Annotated in this window: 19 protein-coding genes; 11 read left to right on the plus strand and 8 right to left on the minus strand. The window is 65.6% G+C overall.

Annotation, left to right across the window (positions count from 1 at the left end):
• Positions 1-24 precede the first annotated feature (24 nt).
• A complete protein-coding gene (locus CFK21_RS02600; RefSeq protein WP_157745253.1) occupies positions 25-330 on the minus strand; it encodes a hypothetical protein in 306 nt (101 codons plus the stop codon).
• 230 nt (positions 331-560) lie between these two features.
• Between CFK21_RS02600 and CFK21_RS02605 the strand changes: the two genes are divergently transcribed.
• From CFK21_RS02605 to CFK21_RS02645, 9 genes are all read left to right on the plus strand, one after another.
• Positions 561-1,430 carry an efflux RND transporter periplasmic adaptor subunit gene (locus CFK21_RS02605; RefSeq protein WP_096364456.1) on the plus strand — a complete coding sequence of 290 codons (870 nt, stop codon included), beginning with the start codon at positions 561-563 and terminating at the stop codon, positions 1,428-1,430.
• The gene (locus CFK21_RS02610) at positions 1,420-2,559 is read left to right on the plus strand and encodes an efflux RND transporter periplasmic adaptor subunit (RefSeq protein ID WP_096364458.1); all 1,140 of its coding nucleotides are present in this window, start codon (positions 1,420-1,422) and stop codon (positions 2,557-2,559) included. The genes CFK21_RS02605 and CFK21_RS02610 overlap by 11 nt, the downstream gene beginning before the upstream one ends.
• Before the next feature lie 13 nt (positions 2,560-2,572).
• Entirely contained in the window at positions 2,573-5,686 is a 3,114-nt protein-coding gene (locus CFK21_RS02615; RefSeq protein WP_096364460.1) for an efflux RND transporter permease subunit, read from the plus strand.
• 63 nt (positions 5,687-5,749) lie between these two features.
• The gene (locus tag CFK21_RS02620) at positions 5,750-8,389 is read left to right on the plus strand and encodes an ATP-binding protein (protein ID WP_172844231.1); all 2,640 of its coding nucleotides are present in this window, start codon (positions 5,750-5,752) and stop codon (positions 8,387-8,389) included.
• On the plus strand, positions 8,386-9,759 hold the full coding sequence (locus CFK21_RS02625; protein ID WP_096364464.1) for a sigma-54-dependent transcriptional regulator: 1,374 nt from the start codon (positions 8,386-8,388) through the stop codon (positions 9,757-9,759). Before CFK21_RS02620 ends, CFK21_RS02625 begins: the two co-directional genes overlap by 4 nt.
• Positions 9,760-10,191: 432 nt before the next feature.
• Positions 10,192-10,815: a TlpA family protein disulfide reductase gene (locus CFK21_RS02630; RefSeq protein WP_197702984.1), complete on the plus strand. Its 624-nt coding sequence runs from the start codon at positions 10,192-10,194 to the stop codon at positions 10,813-10,815.
• A gap of 30 nt (positions 10,816-10,845) precedes the next feature.
• A complete protein-coding gene (locus CFK21_RS02635; RefSeq protein WP_096364468.1) occupies positions 10,846-12,312 on the plus strand; it encodes a twin-arginine translocation signal domain-containing protein in 1,467 nt (488 codons plus the stop codon).
• Positions 12,313-12,372: 60 nt separating this feature from the next.
• Positions 12,373-12,855, plus strand: coding sequence for a hypothetical protein (locus CFK21_RS02640; RefSeq protein WP_096364470.1), 483 nt, complete (start codon positions 12,373-12,375; stop codon positions 12,853-12,855).
• On the plus strand, positions 12,818-13,474 hold the full coding sequence (locus CFK21_RS02645; protein ID WP_096364472.1) for a pentapeptide repeat-containing protein: 657 nt from the start codon (positions 12,818-12,820) through the stop codon (positions 13,472-13,474). Before CFK21_RS02640 ends, CFK21_RS02645 begins: the two co-directional genes overlap by 38 nt.
• 458 nt (positions 13,475-13,932) lie before the next feature.
• Here CFK21_RS02645 and CFK21_RS02650 read toward each other — a convergent pair whose 3' ends face one another.
• The 3 genes from CFK21_RS02650 to CFK21_RS02660 all read right to left on the minus strand — a co-directional run bounded on the left by CFK21_RS02650 (position 13,933) and on the right by CFK21_RS02660 (position 16,349).
• On the minus strand, positions 13,933-14,793 hold the full coding sequence (locus tag CFK21_RS02650) for an HDOD domain-containing protein (protein WP_096364474.1): 861 nt from the start codon (positions 14,791-14,793) through the stop codon (positions 13,933-13,935).
• Positions 14,783-15,118: a hypothetical protein gene (locus tag CFK21_RS02655; RefSeq protein ID WP_157745255.1), complete on the minus strand. Its 336-nt coding sequence runs from the start codon at positions 15,116-15,118 to the stop codon at positions 14,783-14,785. The genes CFK21_RS02650 and CFK21_RS02655 overlap by 11 nt, the downstream gene beginning before the upstream one ends.
• A gap of 190 nt (positions 15,119-15,308) precedes the next feature.
• Entirely contained in the window at positions 15,309-16,349 is a 1,041-nt protein-coding gene (locus CFK21_RS02660; RefSeq protein ID WP_096364478.1) for a COX15/CtaA family protein, read from the minus strand.
• Between the two features lie 67 nt (positions 16,350-16,416).
• On the opposite strand from CFK21_RS02660, the gene CFK21_RS02665 reads away from it, so the two are divergent.
• A complete protein-coding gene (locus CFK21_RS02665; protein WP_096364480.1) occupies positions 16,417-16,908 on the plus strand; it encodes a DsrE family protein in 492 nt (163 codons plus the stop codon).
• 110 nt (positions 16,909-17,018) lie between these two features.
• Here CFK21_RS02665 and CFK21_RS02670 read toward each other — a convergent pair whose 3' ends face one another.
• The 4 genes from CFK21_RS02670 to trmB all read right to left on the minus strand — a co-directional run bounded on the left by CFK21_RS02670 (position 17,019) and on the right by trmB (position 21,953).
• Entirely contained in the window at positions 17,019-18,056 is a 1,038-nt protein-coding gene (locus CFK21_RS02670) for an NADP(H)-dependent aldo-keto reductase (protein ID WP_096364482.1), read from the minus strand.
• Between the two features lie 583 nt (positions 18,057-18,639).
• Complete coding sequence (locus tag CFK21_RS02675) at positions 18,640-19,791, minus strand: FIST signal transduction protein (protein ID WP_096364484.1); 1,152 nt, start codon at positions 19,789-19,791, stop codon at positions 18,640-18,642.
• Positions 19,792-20,164: 373 nt separating this feature from the next.
• Positions 20,165-21,037 carry a phosphoribulokinase gene (locus CFK21_RS02680; RefSeq protein ID WP_096364486.1) on the minus strand — a complete coding sequence of 291 codons (873 nt, stop codon included), beginning with the start codon at positions 21,035-21,037 and terminating at the stop codon, positions 20,165-20,167.
• A gap of 217 nt (positions 21,038-21,254) precedes the next feature.
• Complete coding sequence (gene trmB, locus CFK21_RS02685) at positions 21,255-21,953, minus strand: tRNA (guanosine(46)-N7)-methyltransferase TrmB (protein WP_096364488.1); 699 nt, start codon at positions 21,951-21,953, stop codon at positions 21,255-21,257.
• 209 nt (positions 21,954-22,162) lie between these two features.
• Here trmB and CFK21_RS02690 point away from each other — a divergent pair, with 209 nt between their 5' ends.
• Positions 22,163-23,449, plus strand: a complete 1,287-nt coding sequence (locus CFK21_RS02690; RefSeq protein WP_096364490.1) for a mechanosensitive ion channel family protein — start codon at positions 22,163-22,165, stop codon at positions 23,447-23,449.
• The last annotated feature ends 429 nt before the right edge of the window (positions 23,450-23,878 follow it).

The following is a 23,878-nucleotide window of genomic DNA, read 5'->3' on the forward strand; positions in this document are numbered from 1 at the left end:
ATTCAAGCTGACCCTCGAAACCGTTCAGATTGGCGGTGCGGTAACCCAGCCGGGTGCGCAGAGTGAAGGCGTTGGCCTCCTTGCCCAGACTCTGTTCATCGACATATTCATAACGCGGGCGAATCTACCATAGACGCTGCCGTGGGTGATTGCCTCTGTCAGGCTTGCGGCCTGCGGCTGCGGTCCGGCTGCGGCGGTGCCGGCGGCCATGAGGATGCCCGTTCCGGCCAGGGATAGCAGTCGGTGGATGTTGTTGTTATCGGCCATATTGTCCATTCCTCTCGATTCGGTGTTTTCCGGTGGGGTGGTAATCGCAATCGTGACGGGCATGAGCAATGCCTGTGCCAGTGTGCCCAGTGGGTGAAAATGCGCGGGCCTGTGCGTGTATCGGCGGACGGCTGCAGTTCAGCGTTTCAGAACGAAACGAAAAGTTGAAACGCTCTGCTGCGGTGAAACAGGTATTTCCCGCAGTCGCGCCGTTTCATCCCGTGGCATGCATGTTGCTATCGCCTGAATAGAGGTTAAGGCGTGCAACTGGGAACACGGGTCCGGGAGCGAATATGTCTGCAACAGGCTTTGTCACACGGGTATTGCTGCTGTTCTGGTGGATGGCGGCAGGTGTGTATGCGCACAGCGACGCCAGCGGCTTCGCCGACGAGATGTCGCGCTTCGGCGCCGGCGCTGAGGCGCAGGGACCGCGGCGCTATGCAGCACAGGTGCGGATCGACCCGCGCGAGATCGCGGGCGTGGTGCTCAAGGTCAATGCCCGCATCGTGGATTTGAACGATCTCTACATCGGTCGACCCGTGCGCGCGGGCGAGGTGCTGGCCGAATATGAAAGCGCCGAGCTGGAAACGGTGCAGCGTTCCTACGCCGAGACCTACGCCAACATGGAGTACATCCGCGAGATCAGCGTCACCGCCGAGGAGAAGCTGATCGAGGGCCGGATGAACCTGCAGTGGCGCGGCCTGTATCCCGAGGACATCGAGCGGCTCGAACAGGAGCGTGAACCGGTCAAGCGGCTGCGAGTGAAGGCGCCGCGTGACGGCTACCTGCTGGACGTCAACGTCACCGAGGGCCAGGTGGTCAATCCCGGCGCCCAGGCCGGCCTGTTCAATCTCAGCGGCACCACCCTGATGCGCATCGCCAGCGACCAGGCGGTGACGATCGACGTCGAACTGCCCCTGGAGGTCGCCGCGCGGCTCTCGACCGGCGATGCCGCCTGGCTGTATCCGTCGCCATCGTCGCCGCCGCTGGAGGCCAGTGTCTCCGAGGTGGTGCCCCTGGTGGGCGGCACGGGGTTGCGGCGCACCGTGCGGCTGGAGCCGCTGGCCAGCGCGCGCCTGCTGGGCCTGCGTGACGGCCAGCGGCTCAGCGTGTCCCTGCAGCCCGAACAGACGCAGCAGGAGGAGGCCGGACATGCGCATTGAAGCCCTGATATTCGCCGTCGCCCTGACACTGCCGGGCCTGGTTCAGGCGCATTCGGACGCCACCGGCTTTGCCGAACAGGATGAGCATGAACACGCCGATCAACCGGCCGCGCCCGGCGCCATCGAGGTCGACAGCAGCCTGATCCGCGTTGCCGAGGTCGAGCGGCGCGAACTGCAGGACCGGCGCGCCGGCATCGGCACGGTGGTCACCCCGGCCAATTCCACCCACGACATCAATTCCTTCATCAGCGGCCAGGTGATCGAGATCCATGTGCGTCCGGGCAGCCGGGTGAGCGAGGGCGATCCCATCGCCCTGATCCAGAGTCCGGAGTTCGTGCTCACCCAGAAGGCCTATGTCGCCCTGCTGGGCAACGACGAGAAGCTCGCGATCCTGGAGGGCGAGGGCCGGCTTGGCAACTACATGGAGGATGCGCGCGAGAACCTGCGCTGGTGGGGGCTGACCGAGGAGGAGATCTTCGCCCTGGAACAGACCGGCATCCCGTTGGAAGGGATCGCGGTGCGGGCGCCGAGTGACGGCCTGATCACCGAGATACTGGTCCAGCCGGGCGAACTGCTCAACGCCGGCGACCGCAATATGGCCAACTTCGTGGTGATGGGACAGGCGCTGGCCCGCATCGTGCCGGACGCCCGCTCCCTGTGGCTGGAAACCCTGATCTTCCCCGACGCGGCCGCCGGCGTGCGGCCCGGCGACGCCCGGCTGCAGGTGCAGCTGCCGGACGGCAGCCTGATCGAGGAGGCAGTGGAGGCGGTCTCACCCTCGCTGGATCCCCAGCGCCAGCTGGTGCGGCTCATGACCCGGCTCGAGACGCGCACGGGGCTGTTTCCCGGGCAACCGCTGCAGGTCGAACTGCTGGTGCCGCGCTGGGAAGAGACCTGGCTGCCGCGCGCGGCGCTGATGCGCCAGGGCTTCGAGTCGGTCGTATTCGTGGAACTGGAACCCGGCCGTTATGAGCGCCGCAGCGTGGAACCGGGGCCGGCGGTGGGCGACTGGGTCCCGGTGGACGGCCTGGAGACGGGCGCCCGGGTCGTGACCCACGGCAAGATGGCGCTGGAAGGCGCCTATCGACTGCAGCGCGCCGGTGTCCCGGCCGACGACCACCATCACTGAGCGAGGAGGCAAGATGTTCGACTGGATCATTTCCGGGGCGCTGCGTAATCGGGTCGTCGTCGTCCTGCTGTATATCGTGCTGGCGGTGGCCTCGCTGTTCGCGCTGAGCCGCATGGTGGTGGACGTGTTCCCGGAATTCGCGCCGCCGCAGGTGCAGATTCAGACCGAGGCCCCGGGCTTTGCCGCGCAGGACGTGGAGTTGCTGGTCACCCGGCCGCTGGAGGTGGCGCTGCAGGGTATGCCCAATGTCGACCAGATCCGTTCCAACTCCTCCATCGGACTGTCGCGCATCACCATCGTGTTCGACCCCGACGTCGACATCTACAACGCCCGGGTGCTGGCCCAGGAGCGGCTGCAGCTGGCGCGCGGCACCCTGCCGGCGAATGTGCAGGAACCGGAACTGATGCCGGTGACCTCCGCCATCAGCTGGCTGCTCAAGTTCGCTCTGATCGACTGGTCCGACCGGGATCGCAGCTACGAGCTGCGCAGCCTGGTCGATTGGGAATTCCGCAACCGGCTGCTGGCGCAGGAGGGCGTGGCCTCGGTGGTCGCGGTCGGCGGCGAGGTCAAGCAGTACCAGGTGCAGGTCGACCCCGCGGCCCTGATGCGGCTGGGCCTGCCCTTCAGTCTGGTGGTCGACGCCGCGCGCGCGGCCAACACAGTCGCCCCCGGCGCCTTCCTGTATCCCACCCCGGAGGAGGAATACTTCCTGCGCAGCGAGGGCCGGGTGCGCTCACTGCAGGATATCGCCCGCAGCAGCCTGGGTCTGCCGGGCAACAGCCCGCTGACCCTGGGCGACGTGGCCGAGGTGCGCTTCGGCGGCGAGATCAAACGCGGCGACGGCCAGATGTACGGCGGCCCGGCCGTGATCGGCACCGTGTCCAAGCTCTGGGGCAGCGATACCCTGGCCACCACCGGGCGGGTGGAGCAGACCCTGGACGAACTGGCGGCGACCCTGCCGGAAGGCGTGGAGCTGGTCCCCGACGTATTCCGCCAGGCCAGTTTCATCGAACGCTCCATCGACAACCTGGAGGAGGCGCTGCTGCATGCGGCCATCATCGTCGCCCTGGTGTTGTTCCTGTTCCTGGTGCGCTGGCGCCCGACCGTCATCAGCCTGATCGCCATCCCCACCTCGCTGATGATGGGCATCCTGGTGCTGTGGCTGCTGGACGTCGGCCTCAACGCCCTCACCCTGGGCGGGCTGGTGTTCGCCATCGGCGAGGTGGTCGACGACGCCATCATCGACGTGGAGAACATCCTGCGGCGGCTGCGCGAGAACCGCCAGGCACGGCAGCCGCGGCCGTTGCTGGAGATCGTGTTCGAAGGCTCCAGCGAGATCCGCAACTCGGTGGTCTTCGCCACCTTCATCATCGTGATCGCCTTCATGCCGGTGTTCTTCCTCAGCGATATCGAGGGCCGGGTGTTCGCGCCGCTGGCCATCGCCTACCTGGCCGCCGTGGCCGGCTCGCTGCTGGTGGCGCTGACCCTGGTGCCGGTGCTGTGCTCCTGGTTCTTCGGTGGCCGTCAGGCCGAGCAGCAGGCCAGGCTGGGCGGTTTTGCCCGCTGGCTGCAGAACCGCTACCAGGGACTGCTGGAGCGCACCCTGGCCGTGCCGCGGCTGATGTTCGGCGGCGCGATCGTCGCCTTCGGCCTCAGCCTGGTGCTGATCCTGTCGCTCGGACGTTCCTTCATCCCCGGCTTTCACGAGGGCAATATCGTCATCGCCATGACCCTGATGCCGGGCACCTCGCTGGAGGAGAGCCTGCGCATCGGCCGCCAGGTGAACAACCTGGTCGGCGCCATGCCCGAGGTGAAGAGCATTGCCCAGCGCGCCGGCCGCTCGCGTCTGGACGAGGATGCCCAGCCGGTCAACTTCAGCGAGTTCGACGTCACCCTCAAACCGGAGGTGGAGGACGTGCCGGCGGTGATGGACGCGATCCGCGAACAACTCCGGACCATTCCCGGCGCCTCGATGAACGTGTCCCAGTTCATCACCCACCGCATGCAGGAGATCATGTCCGGCGTGCGCGCCCAGATGGTGGTCAAGATCTTCGGTCCGGATCTGGACATGCTCGCCCATCTGCAGCAGGAACTGCACGGCGCGGTCGAGGGCGTGAACGGCGTGGTCGACCTGCAGTCCGAGCCGATGGTGACCGTGCCCGGTGTGGACCTGCGCGTGGACCGGGACGCGGCCGCCGCCTACGGTCTCACGCCGGACGAGGTGGTGCGTCAGGTCGGCGAGGCGCTCAACGGTGTGGCGGTCTCGCAGGTGCAGGAGCATGACCGCACCTATGATCTGTTCGTGCGCATCGAGGCCGATGCCCGTGACAGCATTGAGGACCTGGGCCGGCTGCCGCTGCAGGCATCGAGTGATGCCGTGGTGCCGCTGGACACCGTGGCCGAGGTGGTGCCGGTGCGCGAGCCCTACATGATCAACCGCGACGGCGGCGCCCGCCGGGCGGTGGTGCAGTGGAATGTCGACGGGCGTGATCTGAGCGCGGTGGTCCGGGAGGTGCGCGAGCAAATCGCGGAGCAGATGGTGCTGCCGCCGGGTTACTCCATCGAGTACGGCGGCGACTGGGAAGGTCAGCAGCGCGCCACCCGCGACCTGCTGATCTCCGGGGCCGTGGCGGTGGTGCTGGTGATCGCGGTGCTGCTGCGCGCCTTCCGCAACACCACCCTGGTCGGCCTGATCCTGACCAATCTGCCGTTTGCCCTGATCGGCGGCGTGTTCGCCCTGGTCATCACCGGCGAGAATCTCAACGTCTCCTCGCTGCTGGGGCTGATCGCCCTGCTCGGCATCGCCACCCGCAACAGCATCCTGCTGGTGACGCGCTACCAGCGCATCGCCCGCGAGCAGAATGGCTCGACGCCGGAGGCCCTGGCCATGCAGGGGGCGCTGGATCGCATGCTGCCGATCCTGATGACCGCACTGACCACGGCACTGGCGGTGATCCCCTTCCTGGTCGGCGATCCCACCGGCAAGGAACTGCAGCGGCCATTGGCGATTGTCCTGCTGGGCGGCATGATCAGTTCCACCTTGTTGAATCTGCTGGTTTTACCGTCCGTTTATGCCTGGGCGCTGCGGCGCTGGCCGGGGCGCCTGGCTTACGCCGGCAGGGACTGAGGGTGTATGCTGGAAGGCTGAACATACCCTCAGAGCCCCATGCAGACGAATCCACAGACTGGTATGAACCTCCTGCCGACAGTCGGTGCCGCCGACCCGCGCGCGGCCTGCGCCGCGCGCTGGCAGCAGTGGCTGCTCTATGCCTGGGTGGTGGCCCTGGTGGCCATGCCGCTGCTGCTCCACGGGGTGGACAGCGGTACCCTGCTGGTGCCGGAGTACCTGATCGATGTCCGCATGCATGCGGTCATCGAGTTGTTCTGCGGCATCATGGCGTTGCTGATCGCCGGGCTGATCCTGGCCCTGTCGCGGCACAAGCAGGAACGGACCCTGCTGCTGTTCGCGCTGGGCTTTCTGGTGATGGGCCTGCTGGACGTGGTGCATGCGATCACGCCTCCGGATGTGTACCCGGGGCTGTTCGTTTCCGCCCACACCCTGTCCACCCTGTTCGGCGGCGTCCTGTTCTGTGCGGGCACTGTCCTGCACTATCGCCGCCATCGCCTGCCGGGATTGCCGCTGTGGCTGTCGCGCGAGGCGGCCTTCACCCTGATGCTGCTGATCGGCCTGGTACTGGCCTATCACATCATCCTGCCTGTGGGCTCGCTGGAGAATCTCTATACCTTTTCCATCTGGGCCTATCGGGCGCATGAGTTCTCTGGAGTTCTGTATGCCTTCGCCGCGCTGCTGGCCTTTCTCTATTACCGGGGGACGGGACAGCGGCTGATCCTGGTCATCGGCGCCATCCTGATGCTGTTCGCCGAGAGCGCCTACCTGTTCCGCTTCTCCCAGATGTGGGACTCGGCCTGGTGGACCTGGCATTTCGTCAAGGTCGGGTTGTACCTGGGCAGCCTGGTAGTGATCGCTGCCGGCCTGGTGTTGTCGCTGCGCGCCGTGCAGCGCGCACGCGTGGTGCAGGACAATATCAACCGCCAGCTGCGGGTCGCGCACGACAGGCTCGACGACATGAACCGGGAACTGCAGCTGCGCAACACCATGGTCAACGCCAGCATCGGTGCGCGCAGCCTGGATCAGACCCTGGAGGTGATCGAGAACACCCTGGCCGAATTCGTGGGCGAGTGCCGCTACTCGCTGGTGCTGCGCGTGGCCGAGGACGAGGTCGAGGAATTCCAGCGCGGCCTGCAGCGTCAGACCCTGCGCTGGAACGTGCGCGTCCGGGCCGAGCACATGCCCTGTGTGCGGCTGGTGCAGGCGGTCGGCGGCGATGACGAGCATACCGTCTACAGCTGCAGCCGCGGCGCCAATGGCCGCGCCTGCATGTGCCTGACGCTGCGCGCCCATGACGAGGTGTTCGGCTATCTGCGCCTGGAGATCGCCGGCGGCCATCCCGAACCGGGACGGGTGGAGCAGCTCAACGTGGTCGCCGCCGAGATCGGCCCGATTCTGTACAACGCCCTGCTGCATTACCGCTGGACCCAGGCCATCGGATTCCGCGCCGCGCTGCTGCGGGTCACGGCCATGCTGGGCTCGACCCTGGAACTGCCCCGGGTGCTGGAGGCGGTATGCGGGGAAAGCGCGCACATGCTGGCCAGCGAGGCCTCCGGCATCCTGCTCGCCGACGCTGACGGCGACAGCGGGGAGATGCGCCTGGTCAGCTGCTGCATGCCGGACACGGCCGCGGGCGCTGCGGTGGCGCAGCCGGAGTGGATTGCCAGCGCTGCGGGACGTGAGTTGTTCCGTCAATTGCGTGAGTCCGGCCGCCCGGTGGCCCTGGTCAAACCGGAGACGGCAGACGCGCCGGCGCCCTTCCCCCTGGGCACCAGCGGCTGCATCTGGGGCGCGGTGGCCCTGTTCCCCATGCTGGAAGGGGAACAGCTCATCGCGGTCATGCTGATCATGCGCACGGAACGGATCCCGTTCAGCGCGGCCACCCTGGAGCAGGGCGAACTGCTCGCCGAACAGGTGCGGGTCGCACTGGTCAACGCCCGCGCCTACGAGGCGCTGCGGGACGCCAATGAGCAGCTGCGGCGTTCCGAGCAGGAACGCATCCGTGCCGAGCGGCTGGCGGTGCTCGGCCAGATGGCGGCCAGTGTGGCGCACGAGGTGCGCAATCCGCTCAGCGCCATCAACAACTGCCTCGCGGTGCTGCGCCGCAACATCCACGACAGCAGCGACAGCGTCGGGCCTGCCATCGAGATCATCGACGACGAGGTGCGGCGCCTGGACCGGCTGACGCACAATTTCATGAGTTTCGGGCGCTCGCCGCGCACGGCGGCGGCACGGGTGCATCTCGGCGGCCTGGTGGCGCGCGTGTGCGAACGCATCGATCAGCATATCCAGCACGAGGGGCTGTCGGTCGGGGTGGAGCAGGAAGTCATAGGCGGCTATACGCCGGTGATGTTCGATGCCGACGGTTTTCAGGAAGTGCTGTGGAACCTGATGCTCAACGCCGTGCAGGCGATGCACGGCAGTGGCCGGCTGCGGGTGCGTCTGAATCAGAATGGCCGCCATGCCTTCCTGGCCGTCGCCGACGACGGCCCCGGCATCCCGCCAGAGAAGCGGACGCAGATCTTCGAGCCCTTCTTCAGTCAGCGCTCCGAGGGTGCCGGTCTGGGGCTGGCGATCGTACTGCAGCACGTGGAGGCATGGGGCGGCCGGCTGCGCATCTGGGGACCGCCCGGGGCCTGCTTCGCCATGCGTTTCCCCGTGGCTGAAGCGCAGGTCGCTGACCGGGGAGTGGCGTCATGAGTCTGAACGTACTGGTGGTCGATGATCAGCGCAGCCCGCGTCGCAGCCTGGGGCTGCTGCTGAAGAATGCCGGCATGCAGGCCGGCGAAGCCGCCAGCGGCGAAGAGGCCCTGGCCGCCCTGCAGTCAGGGCCATACGACGTGATTGTCAGCGATCTGCGTATGGATGGCATGTCCGGCATCGATCTGCTGCGTGAGGTCAAGAATCGCTTTCCCCGGCTGCCGGTGATCCTGATTACTGCCTACGGCAGCATCGAAAGCGCCGTCGAGGCGATGCGGCTGGGCGCCTACGACTACCTGACCAAGCCCTTTGACGAGGACGAGATGCTGGAGAAGATCCAGCAGGCTCACGCCCTGGCCCAGGCCGGACCGACAGGCGAGGTGGCGGCCGGGACGGACGGCGGCTTGATTGCCAACAGCCCGGTCATGCACGGCGTGCTGATCCGCACCGAGCGGATTGCCGGCACCGAGTTGAGTATCCTCATCACCGGCGAGACCGGGACCGGCAAAAGCCTGCTGGCACGCTACATCCACGAACGCAGCCAGCGCGCCGGCAAGACCTTCGTCAGCCTCAACTGCGCCAGCCTGCCCGAACAGCTGCTGGAGAGTGAATTGTTCGGTCATGCCAAGGGCAGCTTCACCGGCGCTAGCGAGACCCGCAAGGGCCTGTTCGAGGAGGCCGACGGCGGCACCATCTTCCTCGACGAGATCGATACCCTGACCCCGGCCATCCAGGCCAAGCTGCTGAGCGTGCTGCAGGACCGTGAAATCCGCCGCCTGGGCACCAATCAGCCGCGCAAGGTCGATATCCGTGTGATCACGGCAGCCAACCGCGACCTGTCGGTGCTGATCGAGAACGGTGAATTCAGACCCGACCTGTATTACCGGGTCAACGGTTATCACATCAATCTGCCGCCCCTGCGCGAACGGGTGGAAGACATCGAGTTGCTGTTGAAGCATTTCCTGAACAAGTATTCCGCCCGTCACAGCCGCTCCGGTCTGAGGCTGACCGACGCGGCACTGCAGCGGCTGCTCGACTATGGTTTCCCCGGCAATGTCAGACAACTCGAGACCATGGTGGAGCAGATGGTGGTGTTCGCGGATGATTCGGGCGTCATCGATCTGGATGCCCTGCCCGAGGAGGTGCTGCAGCGGGCCGGCCGCAGCCCGCAGGAGACCGCGCGCAATGTGCTGCAGCCGACAAGCCTGGCCGAGAATGAGCAGCAGGTAATCGAAGCGGCGCTGGAACGTTACGACAGCCTTACCGAGGTGGCGCGCAACCTCGGCATCGGTCGCACCACCCTGTGGCGCAAGCTGCGTCAGTACAATATCAGCCGCGGCCCGCGCGGCACCTCCCGCAGCAAATCCTGAAATCTCCCTCTGCACCGAATGGCACTTACTTCAGCCGCGTCATCCCCGCGCAGGCGGGGATCCAGTGCCTGGCAGAACCCGCAAATGCTGGATTCCCGCCTGCGCGGGAATGACGGATAGACTGAAGTCCGGCTTATGTAAGTTCCATTCCCCTCTGCACCCGCTTCCCCGGCGGGTGTTTCTTACTGAAACCCGTAGTGCGTTTTCACCTCGGTTCAATCTGAAACGAGGGTATGGGTGATATCCCGCGTGGTTTATGACATTCCTGTTAAATCATTCAGATAGCGTTGTGACAAAGTCTGGCATGGAACTTGAGTGTAGGGATTGGCGGCAGGTGCGCCGGGTCGTTCCAGTTCTCGCTTTGCAGACGGACAGCACGCAGCTTCCTGCCAACTCAAGTGAGTACACATCGAAACTGAAGGAGGAATCAACATGAAAACATCCAGACATCCGGCCCGGGGCGGTCGGCTGACTGTCGGGTGTTCGGCTGCGGCCGGTGCACTTATGCTCGCACTCGCTGCTCCGGGCACTGCAGTGGCCGATAGCATCGACGGAAACTTCCCCACGGCCGACGAAGTCGGCGGCGAAGTGTTCCCCAGAGGCGTGCAGGCCGGAGACCGGTTCCCCACCGACTGGGACATCTACGATGCCAACGGCAACAAGACCGATGTCAGCAAGCTGATCAAGGGCAAGCGCACTGTGCTGGCATTCTTCATCTCCGCGGTTCCGGTTTCCGTGGATGAGTTGACGAAGCTGCAGAACGCCTTTACCGGCAAGGGTGACACCCAGCTGCTGTTCGTGAATTCCGACCAGGTGGGCGGCAAGCTGCTGGGCGTGGACCCGATCCAGGAGACGGCCCGCACCGTGCGTGTGATCAAGCGTGAGGAGAACATCAAGCATCCGATGTTCGTCGCGCCCAACGACGCCCTGAGCCCGACCGGCCTGTCCAACAAGCTCGGTTTCCGCGGTCTGCCGACGGTGTTCGTCATCGACAAGAACGGCAAGGTGGAAAAAGTCTATGTCGGACCGCAGGACTGGTCTGATACCAAGGTCTGAGACAGTCAGCGAATCGTAGGAGAATTTTCAATGAGTATTTCCCGACGCAATTTCATGAAGGGCGCCATGGCCGCCGGCGTGGCCGGCACCGCCGGCAGCTTCGCCATGAACCCGGCCATGGCCGCGGTGCATGACGCCACCGGCGAGCGCCAGCACGAACTGTTCAAGCAGTTCAAGGGCAACGTCATCCTGCTGCCCGGCAAGTACAGCGGTTCGGTCTCCGCGCTGGACCTGTCCGTGCCCGAGACCCTGGCCTGGTACAACTTCGGCCTGGCCGGCATCGACATGCCGATTCCGCATCACATCGCCGCCATGCCCTCGGCCGACCCATACAAGACCTTCGATTTCTACCAGACCATGCAGCCGCCCGCGGCCCCCTACGTCAACGAGAACTCCCCGGAGTGGCGTGACCGCGGCGCATTCAAGATGTACAAGATGCGCTACGACGGCAGTGGCAAGCAGAACAAGATCTCCGTGGTCAACGACGTCAGCGAGACCACCGGCATGGCGCTGGGCGTGCACGTCTCCATCGGTGTGGGTCCGAACGCCAACAAGTATGTCGCCTTCGCCGACGGCCAGAAGGACATGGTGCTGATCACCGACATCAGCGACAACCCGAAGATCGTCAAGGCCTTCCGTTGCGACTACGACCCGGTCGCCCGTCAGGTCAACATCTCTCATGTGTTCCCGGATTCCTCGACCGGCAAGTTCGACTACCTTGACCGCAAGGGTATGAAGACCAGTCACGAGGCGATGCTGGGCGAGGAGCTGATGCCGGCCGATCCGACCGCCGTGTTCGTCGACGCCTTCACCTGGCATCCCGAGCTGCCGCTGGGTGCGATCCTGATCCGCCGCCTGGGCTGCTGCGCCATCGTCGACACCAACACCTGGGAAGTCAAAGCCATGCTGTCCACCGGCAAGGGCGCCCCGGACAACTTCCCGTTGGTCAAGCAGCAGGGCTACACCTGGACCTACTCAGTGCCGTCCGTGCTGACCCCGCTGCACGAGGCCGGCTTCAACACCAGCGGCGAGTACTTCCTGGCCTGCAACAACGTGCTGCAGAACAACATCGCGGTCTACCGCTCCGAGGATCCGGACCCGATGAAGTGGAAGAAGGAGGCCTTCGTCGAGGGCTTCGGGCGCAAGTACCTGCCCCTGCACATGGGCAACGTGCCGGATTCGCGCTGGGTATTCTTCACCATCTGGGCGCGCAAGCCGCACAACGGCTACATCTGCAAGGTCGATCCCAAGACCTGGAAGGTGGTCGCCAAGTGGGATACCGGTCCGGATCCGCACACCTGCGACTGCACCATCGACGGTCAGTTCATCACCACGGTGTACAGCGGTCACCAGTCCGGCCAGTCCGGCATGGTGGTGATCCACGCCGACAGCGACGAGATCGTGGCACGCCTGCCGAACCCCGGCGGCATGCACGACCACGTGGTGGTGCCGGAGAGCTGGGAGGGCCTGAAGTCCTCGCGCAGTACTTCGGTCTGAGGCCGTCAGTCGTGACCCGGCGTCTGCCGGGTCACTTCTTTATGCAATCTGGAGTCGATTATGAAAATTATCAGTCAGGTAGTGAAAGTGCTGTTCATGATCGCCGGCTTGGTGGCCGTTCAGCCTGCGCTGCAGGCGCACACCGACGAATATCTTGACCAGCATGGTGCCGTGCACGGCGGCATGATGCGCATGTCAGGGCCCTATCACCTGGAACTGGTGGTGGAGTCAGGCAAGGCCGTGGTCTGGGTCATGGATCACGCCAATCAGCCGCGGCCGACCGCGGGCGCGCAGGGTCAGCTGATCCTGTTCCAGGACGGTGAACGCATCGTCCTCAATCTCGCGCCGGAAGGCGACAGCCGCATGCTGGCCGAGGATTCACGCATCAGCGCGACCGCTGCCCCGCGCGCGGTGCTGACCCTGAGCATGCGCGGCCAGGCGCCGCTGCAGGTGCGCTTCGCCGAATTGACGAAGGCGAAGGCCAGGACCGGGACCGGGACCGATCATGACCACGATCATGGTCACGCAGATCATGCGCATTGATCGCCGCAGTTTGACAACCGGGCTTGCGCTCATGCTGCTGCTGCCCCTGGGCGGCGTGTTCGCCGAGCCGGATTCGGGCGAGCAGGCGGTGCAGCGGCTGCTGGAGACCAACGCCTGTCCCGGCTGCAATCTCGATGGCACCGATCTGTCCGGACAGAACCTGCTGGGGGCGGATCTGCACGGGGCCAGCCTGCGCCAGGTCAAGCTGGCCGACACCGCGGTCACGGGATCGGATCTGCGCGAAGCCGATCTGACCGGCGCTGATCTGCGCGGCGCCATTCTGGGCGGCTGCAACCTGGCCGACGCGGTGCTCACCGAGGCGCGCCTGGAGGACGCCTTTCTCACCCGCGCCCGACTGCAGCGGGCCAATCTGGACGGGGCCGGCCTCAGGTATGCGCGCCTCGACAACGCCAATCTGGACGGCGCCAGCCTGGTCGGCGCCGATCTGCGCGAGGCGGATCTCTACAGTGCCCGGTTTTTCTTCGCCGACCTCAGCGATGCGCAGCTGCAGGGGGCGGACATGAACTCGGCGGACCTGGGCGAGGCGATGCTCGGAGGGGCGGTGACGGATTCGCTGACCGTGTGCCCCGACCGCAGCCAGGGCCCGTGTAACTGGTAGCAGGAAATTTGTTTTTGCTGTGTGGGATGTGCTCCTCCACCCTCTTAACGGGACCTTCGCGTCCCGTTTTTTTTTGGTTCATCGCGCCTTTCCGGGCAAGGCAAGCGAACCAGCCCAGCCGGCAGGCCGGTAACCCAGAGCCGTCATCCCGGTACCGGCCTGCGCCGGCACAGGCTCCGGCCGGGATCCAGATACCTCGGCGGCCTCTGGATTGCGGCCTGCGCCGCAATGACGGATGCTGGCCTGGTTTACCTGTGGGGGCTGCAGCGACTCTTGAGCAACCCCGCAAATCTGTGAAGAACCTTTTTTTTGGGGAACGCTGATTAGTTCCCCTGCCGTCATTCCCGCGAAGGCGGGAATCCAGTGGTTTCAGCGACATGGATGCCCGCCTTCGCGGGCATGACGAATAAATCAGAGGTTCCTTTGGTTTGCCGCCGAATATTGCCGGGAATGCTGCCCTACGCCGCGGAGGCGCTGGGCAGAATGGCCGCGCGGGCGTCGGCGAACTGCTTGTCCGCCTCGCTGATGATGGCATCCACGCTTTCCGCCGGCAGTCCGACCAGATCCCAGGCGCGGGCGTCCATGGGCGGTACCCGTTCGGTTTCGGAGGCGGTGGAATGCACCGCGCTGGCGATGACGTCGGCCAGGTGGACCATGGCCACCTCGAGCCGGTGTTCGTCGACCTCCAGCGGCTGGTGATGCCAGCAGGCGCTGGCGATCAGGTGTTCGGGCAGGTGCCAGGTCTGCATCAGCGCGGCGCCGACCTGGCCGTGGTCGAAGCCGAAGGTTTCCCGTTCCAGAATATGCAGCGGTACCACGCTGCCGCGGGCCTGCTCCAGGATCATGGCGGCCTGCTCCGGGCGGTGGCGGTAGATCACCAGCGAGCCGATATCATGCAGCAGGCCGGCGATGAAGAAGCGTTCGCTGCTGGGGGCGCGGTGGCGGGTGGCGAGGACGCGTGATACCACGCCGGTGTAGAGACTGTGTTCCCAGAACTCATCCATGTTCACCAGTTCCGGCGGAATGCCGCTGAAGGCCTTGATCACGCTGGTGGCCAGGATCAGGTCCAGCAGTTCCAGGGTGCCGATCACGGTGATGGCGCGGGAGACGGTGTCGATGCGCGAGGGGAAGCCGTAGAAGGGACTGTTGACGATCTTCAGCAGCCGGGCGGTGAGGGCGGGGTCGTCGGCGATGACGTTGCCGATGTCGGCCGCCGAGGCTTCCGGGTCGTTGATCATGTCCACGGCCCGCATGACCACCTCCGGCAGAGAGGCCAGCTCGTTGGCCCGGTGCACCAGTGTGTTGAGTTCAGTCTCCATCCGTTTCTCCACCCTCGTTGCGGCTGCGGCAAATCCGTTTGAGTTCCCTGATCAGGGGGTGCGCCGGGTCATTGTGCGCAAAGCGTGTTTCCAATCGGGCCTCCAGCTGTGCGGGATTCAGCGCCGGGCCGGTCGGCTGCGCCGCGTCGTCGCCGGCGGTGTCGACCTCGACCCGGGCCACCCCGTTGGCGGCGAGCAGCCGCAGGTGGCGATCGGTCAGGGTGGCGCCGGCGGCCAGCAGCATCTGGCCGCGGGGCGAGGACACGTCCGCACCCAGGACCATGCCTTCCCGCAGTTCGCCGAGATCCTTTGTTGTTGTTGCCACAGCTGTTTCAGACCCCGTTGTATTCGCGCGCGGGCAACTGCCCCTCACCCTGCTGACGGGGTCGCAGTCTTGCGCGCGCATGCCTCGGATCGCGGGGCGCGACCGGACGGCTTGTTGTTATTACCCTGTTCAAGGGTGAAGCAATGGTGGAATTTTGTCCAGCAGCGCCGCCGGCGGTGATCGGCGATATTCAGTCGGACCCGGGCGGGGCCGCCTGGGTCAGGGCGTGGAGATGGATAATTGCCAATGTAAGCAATAGGATGGCGCCGGCCTGGTGGGCGCTGGCCAGGTTGACCGGCACCTGGTGCAGCAGGGTGGCGATGCCCAGCGAGACCTGGACCAGGGCCATCAGCGCCAGCAGGTGCAGGCTCAGACGGGCCCGCCCGGGGGGCAGGCCGGGGCGGGTCAGCAGCCAGCCCAGCAGGATGACGCTGAAGGTGGTCAGGGCCAGCAGCCGGTGGTCGAACTGCACCGTGGCCACATGGTCGAAGAAGTTTCGCCACCAGGGCTCGAAGGGAAACATCACCTCCGGCAGCAGCCGGCCGTCCATCAGCGGGAAGGTGTTGTAGGCCAGGCCGGCCTTGAGCCCGGCCACCAGGCCGCCGGAGGCGATGGTGAGCAGGATCAGTCCCAGCGCCGGCCAGCCGAAGCGGACCCCGGCGCGCCAGCGGTGGTCGGCACGGTTGTGATACAGGTCCAGCGCCAGCCAGAACATCCAGGCGTAGATCAGCACCGCCAGCATCAGGTGGGCGGTCAGGCGGTACTGGCTGACGTGCGGTCTGTCCACCAGGCCGCTCATCACCATGTACCAGCCCAGCACGCCCTGCAGCCCGCCGAGCACGAACAGGGCGGCCAGTTTCGGGATGAGCGGGCGCTGAATCCAGCCGCGCCAGAGAAAGAACAGGAAGGGCAGCAGAAAGACGGTGCCGATGGTGCGCCCGAACAGCCGGTGGGCGAACTCGTACCAGTAGATGGATTTGAACCCCTCCAGGCTCATGCCGGCGTTGACGTGCAGGTACTCGGGCGAGCCGCGGTACTTGTCGAACACCTCCTGCCACTCGGCCTCGTTGAGCGGCGGCAGGATGCCGAAGATCGGGTCCCACTCCACCATCGACAGCCCGGAGCCGGTCAGCCGGGTCAGCCCGCCCAGCACGATCATGGAGAAGACCATGGCGCAGCACAGGAACAGCCACCAGGCGATGATGCGGTTGCGGGTTTGTTGTTCTGTCATGATGGGGGTATTTTCTGTCCCGGGAGGCTCATCCCAGCCGTGAACTATACCGACTTCGGGGGAAGGCATGAAGCAGAGGCGGAATTTCCTGCTGGTCCTGGTGCTGCTGACAGGCGGCGGGCCCGGGGTGTTGCAGGCTGCGCCGCTGCCTGCGGACGGCGATGCTCCACGCGCTCACCCGATTCCCGAGATACTGGAACAGCGGCATCGGGTCTATGACATCAACCTGCATGAACCGCAGGAACTGCGCCGGCTGCTGCAACGTCTGGATGAGGTCACACCCGGCCCCCGTCCGGGTTCGAACCCGCCCCGCTTCGCCCTGGTGCTGCACGGCCCCGAGATCGAATTCTTCGCCATCGGCAATTACGCCGAGTATCGCGACCTGGTGGATCTGGCCGCCCGCCTGGACGCCTTCGGGGTGATCGAGGTCAAGGCCTGCCAGACCCGCATGGAGTCTCTCGGCCTGGGCGGCGACGACCTGCCCGCCTTCGTCGAGATCGTGCCCTTCGGCCCGGCCGAGGTGGAGCGGCTGGAGCGGGAGGGTTACGTCAGGATGTAGCTGTCGCTATTCGTAGGATGGGTGGAGGCGCCTTTGCGCCGCAACCCATCGGTTTGAAGTGCGAATGATGGGTTGCGCTGCGCTTCACCCATCCTACGGCGCAGGTGGTTTCAGGGGCAGGGATTGGGATGCGCCTGATGAATCGCTTCGATCCCCTCCAGGACTTCCTCCGACAGCGTCAGATCCGCACTCCCCAGATTGCTCTCCAGCTGCTCCATCCGGGTCGCGCCGATGATGTTGGCGGTCACGAAGGGCCGGCTGTTGACGTAGGCCAGCGCCATCTGCGCCGGGTCCAGGCCGTGGTCGCGGGCCAGCGCCACGTAGGCCGCGGTGGCGCGCTCGCCCTGGGGATTGGAATAGCGGCTGAAGCGCTCGAACAGGCTAAGGCGCGCGCCCTCGGGCCGGGCGCCGTCCAGGTACTTGCCGCTCAGCACCCCGAAGCCCAGCGGCGAGTAGGCCAGCAGGCCCACGTCCTCGCGCTGACTGATCTCGGCCAGGCCGATTTCGAATGAGCGATTCAACAGGCTGTAGGGATTCTGGATGCTGACGATGCGCGGCCAGCCGCGCGCCTCGGCCAGCTGCAGGTAGCGCATGGTGCCCCAGGGCGTCTCGTTGGAGATGCCGATGTGGCGGATCTTACCTGCCTCGACCTGGCACGCCAGCGCCTCCAGGGTATCCTCGATGGGCAGCGATGGACTGGCGTCGTATTCATAACCCAGTTTGCCGAAGAAGTTGGCGCTGCGGTCCGGCCAGTGCACCTGGTAGAGATCGATATAGTCGGTCTGCAGCCGGCGCAGGCTGTCATTGAGCGCGATCTCGATGTTGGCCGCATCGGGATGGCTGCTGCCGCCGCGGATGTGCGGGCACCAGTCGGTGGGGCCGGCCACCTTGCTGGCGATGACCAGATCGTCGCGTTTGCCGCGCCGCGCCAGCCAGCTGCCGATGTACGCCTCGGTGCGCCCCTGGGTCTCCCCGCGCGGCGGCACCGGGTAGAGCTCGGCGGTGTCGATGAAGTTCACCCCCGCCGCCACGGCGCGGTCGAGTTGTTCATGCGCATCGCGCTCGCTGTTCTGCTCGCCGAAGGTCATGGTGCCGAGGCAGATCAGGCTGACGTCGATATCGGTATGGCCGAGTTTGCGGTAGTGCATGGTATGGGTTCCGTTGCCAGGTGGTATTCAGTGTGTAGGATGGGTGAAGGCGCTCCGCGCCGTAACCCATCGGCCGGCGGCCAGCGATGGGTTGCGCTTGCGCTCCACCCGTCCTGCGCAAGCAGTAGGTCGGGTCAGCCCGACAGGGCGTAACCCGACACGGACCGCGGCTTATGTCGGGTTACGCTAGGCTAACCCGACCTACGTACTGCCCGTCATCCCCGCGCAGGCGGGACAAAAGCGCGCAGCGCGTTGAACGCCGGTACGGCGGCCCTTTATGCCCTTCAGGGTAGTAGGGCGAGCGCAGCGAGTAATCCAGATACCGCCGTGGCCATTGGATTCCCGCCTGCGCGGGAATGACGGTGAAAACGCAGTGTGTAGGATGGGTGAAGGCGCTCCGCGCCGTAACCCATCGGCCGGCGGCCAGCGATGGGTTGCGCTTGCGCTCCACCCATCCTACGCAAGTTCTGTAGTGCCGTAGGTCGGGTTAGCGCAGCGTAACCCGACATGATCCGCGGTCCGTGTCGGGTTACGCCCTGCCGGGCTAACCCGACCTACCCCTGGATGCCGGTAGACGGGGCATTTACAAGAACAATGTCAGCACCCCGGTATAGCCGTAGAGCCGGTTGTGGAAGATCTCGCCGTTGGCGAAGAAGCCCACCAGCGGGAACTCGCCCAGCCGGTCGCGGATGGCGCGCAGCTCGTCGGACTCCTCGCCGAACAGATTCTTGCCCCGGCCCAGACAGGAGTAATAGACGCCGCCGCGAATGGGGCGGTCGCCGGTGCGTTGCTTCAGATCGGCGAGCATGCGTTCCAGATCCTCCCAGGCCGAGGCGCCGTCGCGGCGGCAGAACTGGATTTCCTGGCCCGGCTGCAGCAGGTCGCCGACGGCCAGCAGCTGGTTGCGGGTATCCACCCCGACCAGGTTGCGCACCAGGTAGTCGGCGGTGTCCGAGCCCTGCAGCGGCAGGCCGGCGAAGATGTAGCCGGCCACCCGGTTGAGGTCGCGGGCCAGGATCTCGCCGATGTCCTCGTAGAACACCTCCAGCGCCGGACGGTCGTCGATGCGGCTGATGACATTGCGTTCGCACTCGGTGATTTCGTGCTTGCCGGCGATGGGGGTGCAGCCCTGGCTCAGGCCGGTCACGACCCGGACGCGGTCGGAGAAGACCACGCCGGACAGGCCGCCCTGGACGATGCGGTTGGCGATCTGCGGTTCCTGGTCGCGCGAGGAACTCAGGCCGCCGACCAGAAAGCCGCCGGGCAGGCGCGCGGCCAGGCGTTCGATCAGTTCGGGGCCGGCGGCATTGCGCGGATCGCCATGGACGATGCCCAGGTGGGCGGCGCTGTCCGCCAGCCAGTTGTCCAGGGCGTCGAGCTCGCTCATCTCCAGCGACTGCAGAGTGGGCAGGATGCGGTAGTCGTCCGGTCCGAAGGCGCCGACCATCGCCGCCATGGCCGGGGTTTCGTAGTACTCGGTGCCGGTGGCGCAGATGCCCATGCCGACCGTGCCCACCCAGTCGTCGATCCCGGTCTGTTCGCGGAAGTGCTCCAGGATGGAGGGCAGGATGGCGGCGTGCTCGTCGGTGACGTAGAGAAAGCCCAGATTGGTCTCCGGCGGGATATAGCCGATCTGGCGCAGGCACTGCTCAGCGCTCTGTTCCCAGTCCGCGCCGGCGCTGTGGCCGTAACGGAAGCGCTGTGTGTCGGCCTGTTTGTGGGGCTGTTCCTTCATGCCGTTTACCGGGGGTCATGGATGAACGGATTCCGCTGAGAAAATTCAGATCATTACCCCTGCCGTCATGCCCGTGCAGGCGGGCATCCATGCCTCGGGAACACCTGGATTCCCGCCTTCGCGGGAATGACGGAAAAATCTAATCCTGTAGGTCGGGTTAGCGCAGCGTAACCCGACATGAGCCGCGTCCCCTGTCGGGTTACGCCCTGCCGGGCTAACCCGACCTACGCCTCTTCCCGTCATTCCCGTGCCGGCACCAGGCGCTTCGGTAATGTTAAGGGAAAAATACACCAGTGTCCGGGTTGAAGCTATCGTCCTACAGCAAAAACCCCCGGACCAGCCGGGGGTTTGCGTGTTGCGATGGTGCTCGACTTCAGCCGCGTCCGGCCAGCATCTGCTCGATGATCGGCGCCAGGATGATCTCCATGGCGAAGCCCATCTTGCCGCCCGGCACCACGATGGTGTTGCGCCGCGACATGAACGACCCCTCCAGCATGTTCAGCAGGTAGGGGAAGTCGACGCTGTGCTTCTTCGGATCGCGGAAGCGGATCACCACGAAGGACTCGTCGGCCGTAGGGATGTCGCGGGCGATGAAGGGGTTGGAGGTGTCGACCGTCGGCACGCGCTGGAAGTTGATGTCGGTGCGCGAGAACTGCGGGGTGATGTAGTTCACGTAGTCGTGCATGCGGCGCAGGATGGTGTCGACGATGGCCTCGGCGGAGTAGCCGCGCTCGGCCGCGTCGCGGTGGATCTTCTGGATCCACTCCAGGTTGACCAGCGGCACCACGCCGATCAGCAGGTCCACGAACTGGGCCACGTTGGCGTCCTCGGTCACCACGCCGCCGTGCAGGCCTTCGTAGAACAGCAGGTCGGTGCCGGCCGGGATGTCCTCCCAGGGGGTGAATTCGCCCGGCTTCTGGCCGTAGGGGGCGGCCTCTTCGTCGCTGTGCAGGTAGTAGCGGCGCTGGCAGGCACCGGTCTCGCCATAGGTCTTGAAGGTCTCCTCGAGCTTGTCGAAGATGTTGGCCTCGGGCCCGAAGTGGCTGAAGTTGCGGTTGCCTTCGGCCTCGGCCTTTTTCATGGCCTCCTTCATGGCCGCGCGGTCATAGCGGTGGTAGCTGTCGCCCTCGATGACCAGGGGGTTGATGCCCTCGCGGCGGAAGATGTGCTCGAATGCCACCTTGACGGTGGTCGTGCCGGCGCCGGACGAGCCGGTGACCGCGATCACGGGATGCTTTTTGGACATGCTGTTCTCCTCAAGCCAAGGTTTTGAAATCCTGGATCGGCTGCCCGGAGGCGCCGTGCCCGCGCCGCTGGCGCAGGACTAAATTCTTGATCTAAATTGATAAATTTCGGGCGCCCCTCGGGCCCGGGACGCGCTCCGCAGACCCCGGCAGGGGGGAGCCATTTCCGCCCGTGGAAAAGCCCGGCATCCTACCACAGTCGGTCCCGGTCGGCACCCTTTAGGGGGCAGGCGCATGGACGCGGCGGTACAGCAGGTCCCATACCCCGTGCCCCAGGCGCTGGCCGCGCTGCTCGAATTTGGTCAGGGGGCGGTCGGCCGGACGTTCGGCGAACCGCCCCGGCCCTGCCGGGTTGGTGAAATCGGGGCTGGCCTCCATGACCTCCAGCATCTGTCCGGCATAGTCCTCCCAGTCGGTGGCCAGGTGGAAGATGCCGCCCGGGGCGAGCTTGCGCGCGACCAGGGCGACGAATTCCGGCTGCAGGATGCGCCGCTTGTGGTGCTTCTTCTTGGGCCAGGGATCGGGGAAGAACAGCAGCACCCGGTTCAGGCCGGCCTCCGGGATGGCGGCGCGCAGCACCTCGACGGCGTCGGCGCAGACGACCCGTATATTGGTCAGTTCCCGCTCGGCGATCAGGCGCAGCAGATGGCCCACCCCCGGCCGGTGGACCTCGATGCCGATGAAATCCTGCTCCGGTGCGGCCGCGGCCATGGTGGCCAGGCTGTCGCCGTTGCCGAAGCCGATTTCCAGGGTGCGCGGCGCGGCCCTGCCGAAGACCGCGTCCAGGTCCAGCGGGGCGTCCGGGGCCAGGCCGTAGCGGGGCAGCAGTTCGTCCAGTGCCCGCTGCTGGGACGGTGTGAGCCGTCCCTCGCGGCGCACGAAGGAGCGGATGCGGCGGAGGTGGTCGGTTGTGGTCATTAGAATCCTGATAGTCCGTCATTGCTAGGCGCGCAGCGCCGTGGCAATCTCCAAGCGATAGGCGTCGCATTATGAGATTGCCGCGCTGCGCTCGCAATGACGTAGGATGGGTGGAGCGCAGCGCAACCCATCAGGCCCGGTAGGGCGATGGATTACGGCGTCATGCGCCTCCACCCAGCCTACGCCTGAGGAACTGGCACCCGGAGCCCATGAACGGCATCGAACTCGACTACCGCGTCTGGCTGGAACGCATCCAGAACCCCGATTTCGGCTGGCAGCTGCTGGTGCTGGCGCTGGCCGGCATCGGCGCCTGGCTGGTGCACCGGGCGATCTATGTCTCGCTGTCGCGGACGCCGGAGGGTCAGGCCGAGCGCCGGCTGCACGAATTCACCCGCAAGAGCCTGCGCCGCATGCTGTTCCCGCTGAGCATGCTGGTGGGCGTATTCGTCGGCCGGGCCATCCTCGACAGCATCGACTACCCCGTGGCGGTACTCGATATCGCCGTGCCGCTGCTGCTGTCGCTGGCCGCCATCCGCCTGCTGGTCTACCTGCTGCGCAAGAGCTTCACGCCCGGTCCGGCGGTCAAGGCCTGGGAGAGCCTGGTCAGTACCAGCATCTGGATCCTGGTGGCGCTGCATCTGCTGGGTTGGCTGCCCTATGTGCTGCAGGCCATGGACGAGTTCGCCTTCAGCCTGGGCAGTACCCGCATTTCGCTGCTCGCGGTGGTGAAGCTGGTACTGCTGATCGCCCTGCTGTGGGTGATCGCCTTCTGGTTGTCGGCGCTGATCGAGCGCCGCATGACCAGCGCCGCGCATGTCAGCCCCGGGCTGCGGGTGGGGGTGGCCAAGGTCAGCAAGGTGGTGCTGCTCACCCTGGCGCTGCTGATCGCCCTGGATGCCGTCGGCATCGATCTCACCGCGCTGACCGTGTTCGGCGGCGCGCTGGGTGTCGGTATCGGTTTCGGCCTGCAGCGCATCGCCAGCAACTTCATCAGCGGCTTCATCGTGCTGTTCGACCGCTCCATCAAGCCGGGCGATGTCATCAGCGTGGGCGACAAGTTCGGCTGGGTGCAGGAACTGCGCGCCCGCTACATCGTGGTGCGCGACCGCGACGGGGTGGAGACGCTGATTCCCAACGAGACCCTGATCACCACCGAGGTGATCAACTGGAGCTATTCCGACCGCGACGTGCGCATCAAGATCCCGGTCTCGATCAGCTACGGCGACGACCCGGAGCAGGCCATGGCGATCATGCTGGAGGCGGCGCACGCCTCGCCGCGCATCAAGGACGACCCGGCGCCCGTGTGCCGGCTGCTGGCATTCGGCGACAACGGCATCCTGTTGGAACTGCGGGTCTGGATCCTGGACCCGGAGAACGGCGTCAACGGCGTGCGTTCGGAGGTGAACCTCGATATCTGGCGCCGTTTCAAGGCCGCCGGCATCACCATCCCGTTCCCGCAGCGGGATGTGTATATAAAATCAGGTCCTGGTAACTAGGTTCCAGGGCTGAGGGGAAGCCCTGTAAAAAACATGCGGGGCCAGGGTGTAGGATGGGTGAAGTGCAGTGCAACCCATCATGCCGCGGCCCCGGCGATGGGTTGCGGCACAGGGTGCCTCCACCCATCCTACGGATTGGATCCAGGTTTTTCCTCGGCCTTGGTATGTGGGATGGGTGAAGCGTAGCGTAACCCATCATGCCGCGGCCCCGGCGATGGGTTGCGGCACAGGGTGCCTCCACCCATCCTACGTATTGGATCCAGGTTTTTCCTCGGCCTTGGTATGTGGGATGGGTGAAGCGTAGCGTAACCCATCATGCCGCGGCCCCGGCGATGGGTTGCGGCACAGGGTGCCTCCACCCATCCTAACGTATTGGATCCAGGTTTTTTCCTCGGCCTTGGTATGTAGGATGGGTGAAGCGTAGCGTAA

Source organism: Thiohalobacter thiocyanaticus (assembly GCF_002356355.1).
GTDB classification, from domain to species: domain Bacteria; phylum Pseudomonadota; class Gammaproteobacteria; order Thiohalobacterales; family Thiohalobacteraceae; genus Thiohalobacter; species Thiohalobacter thiocyanaticus_A.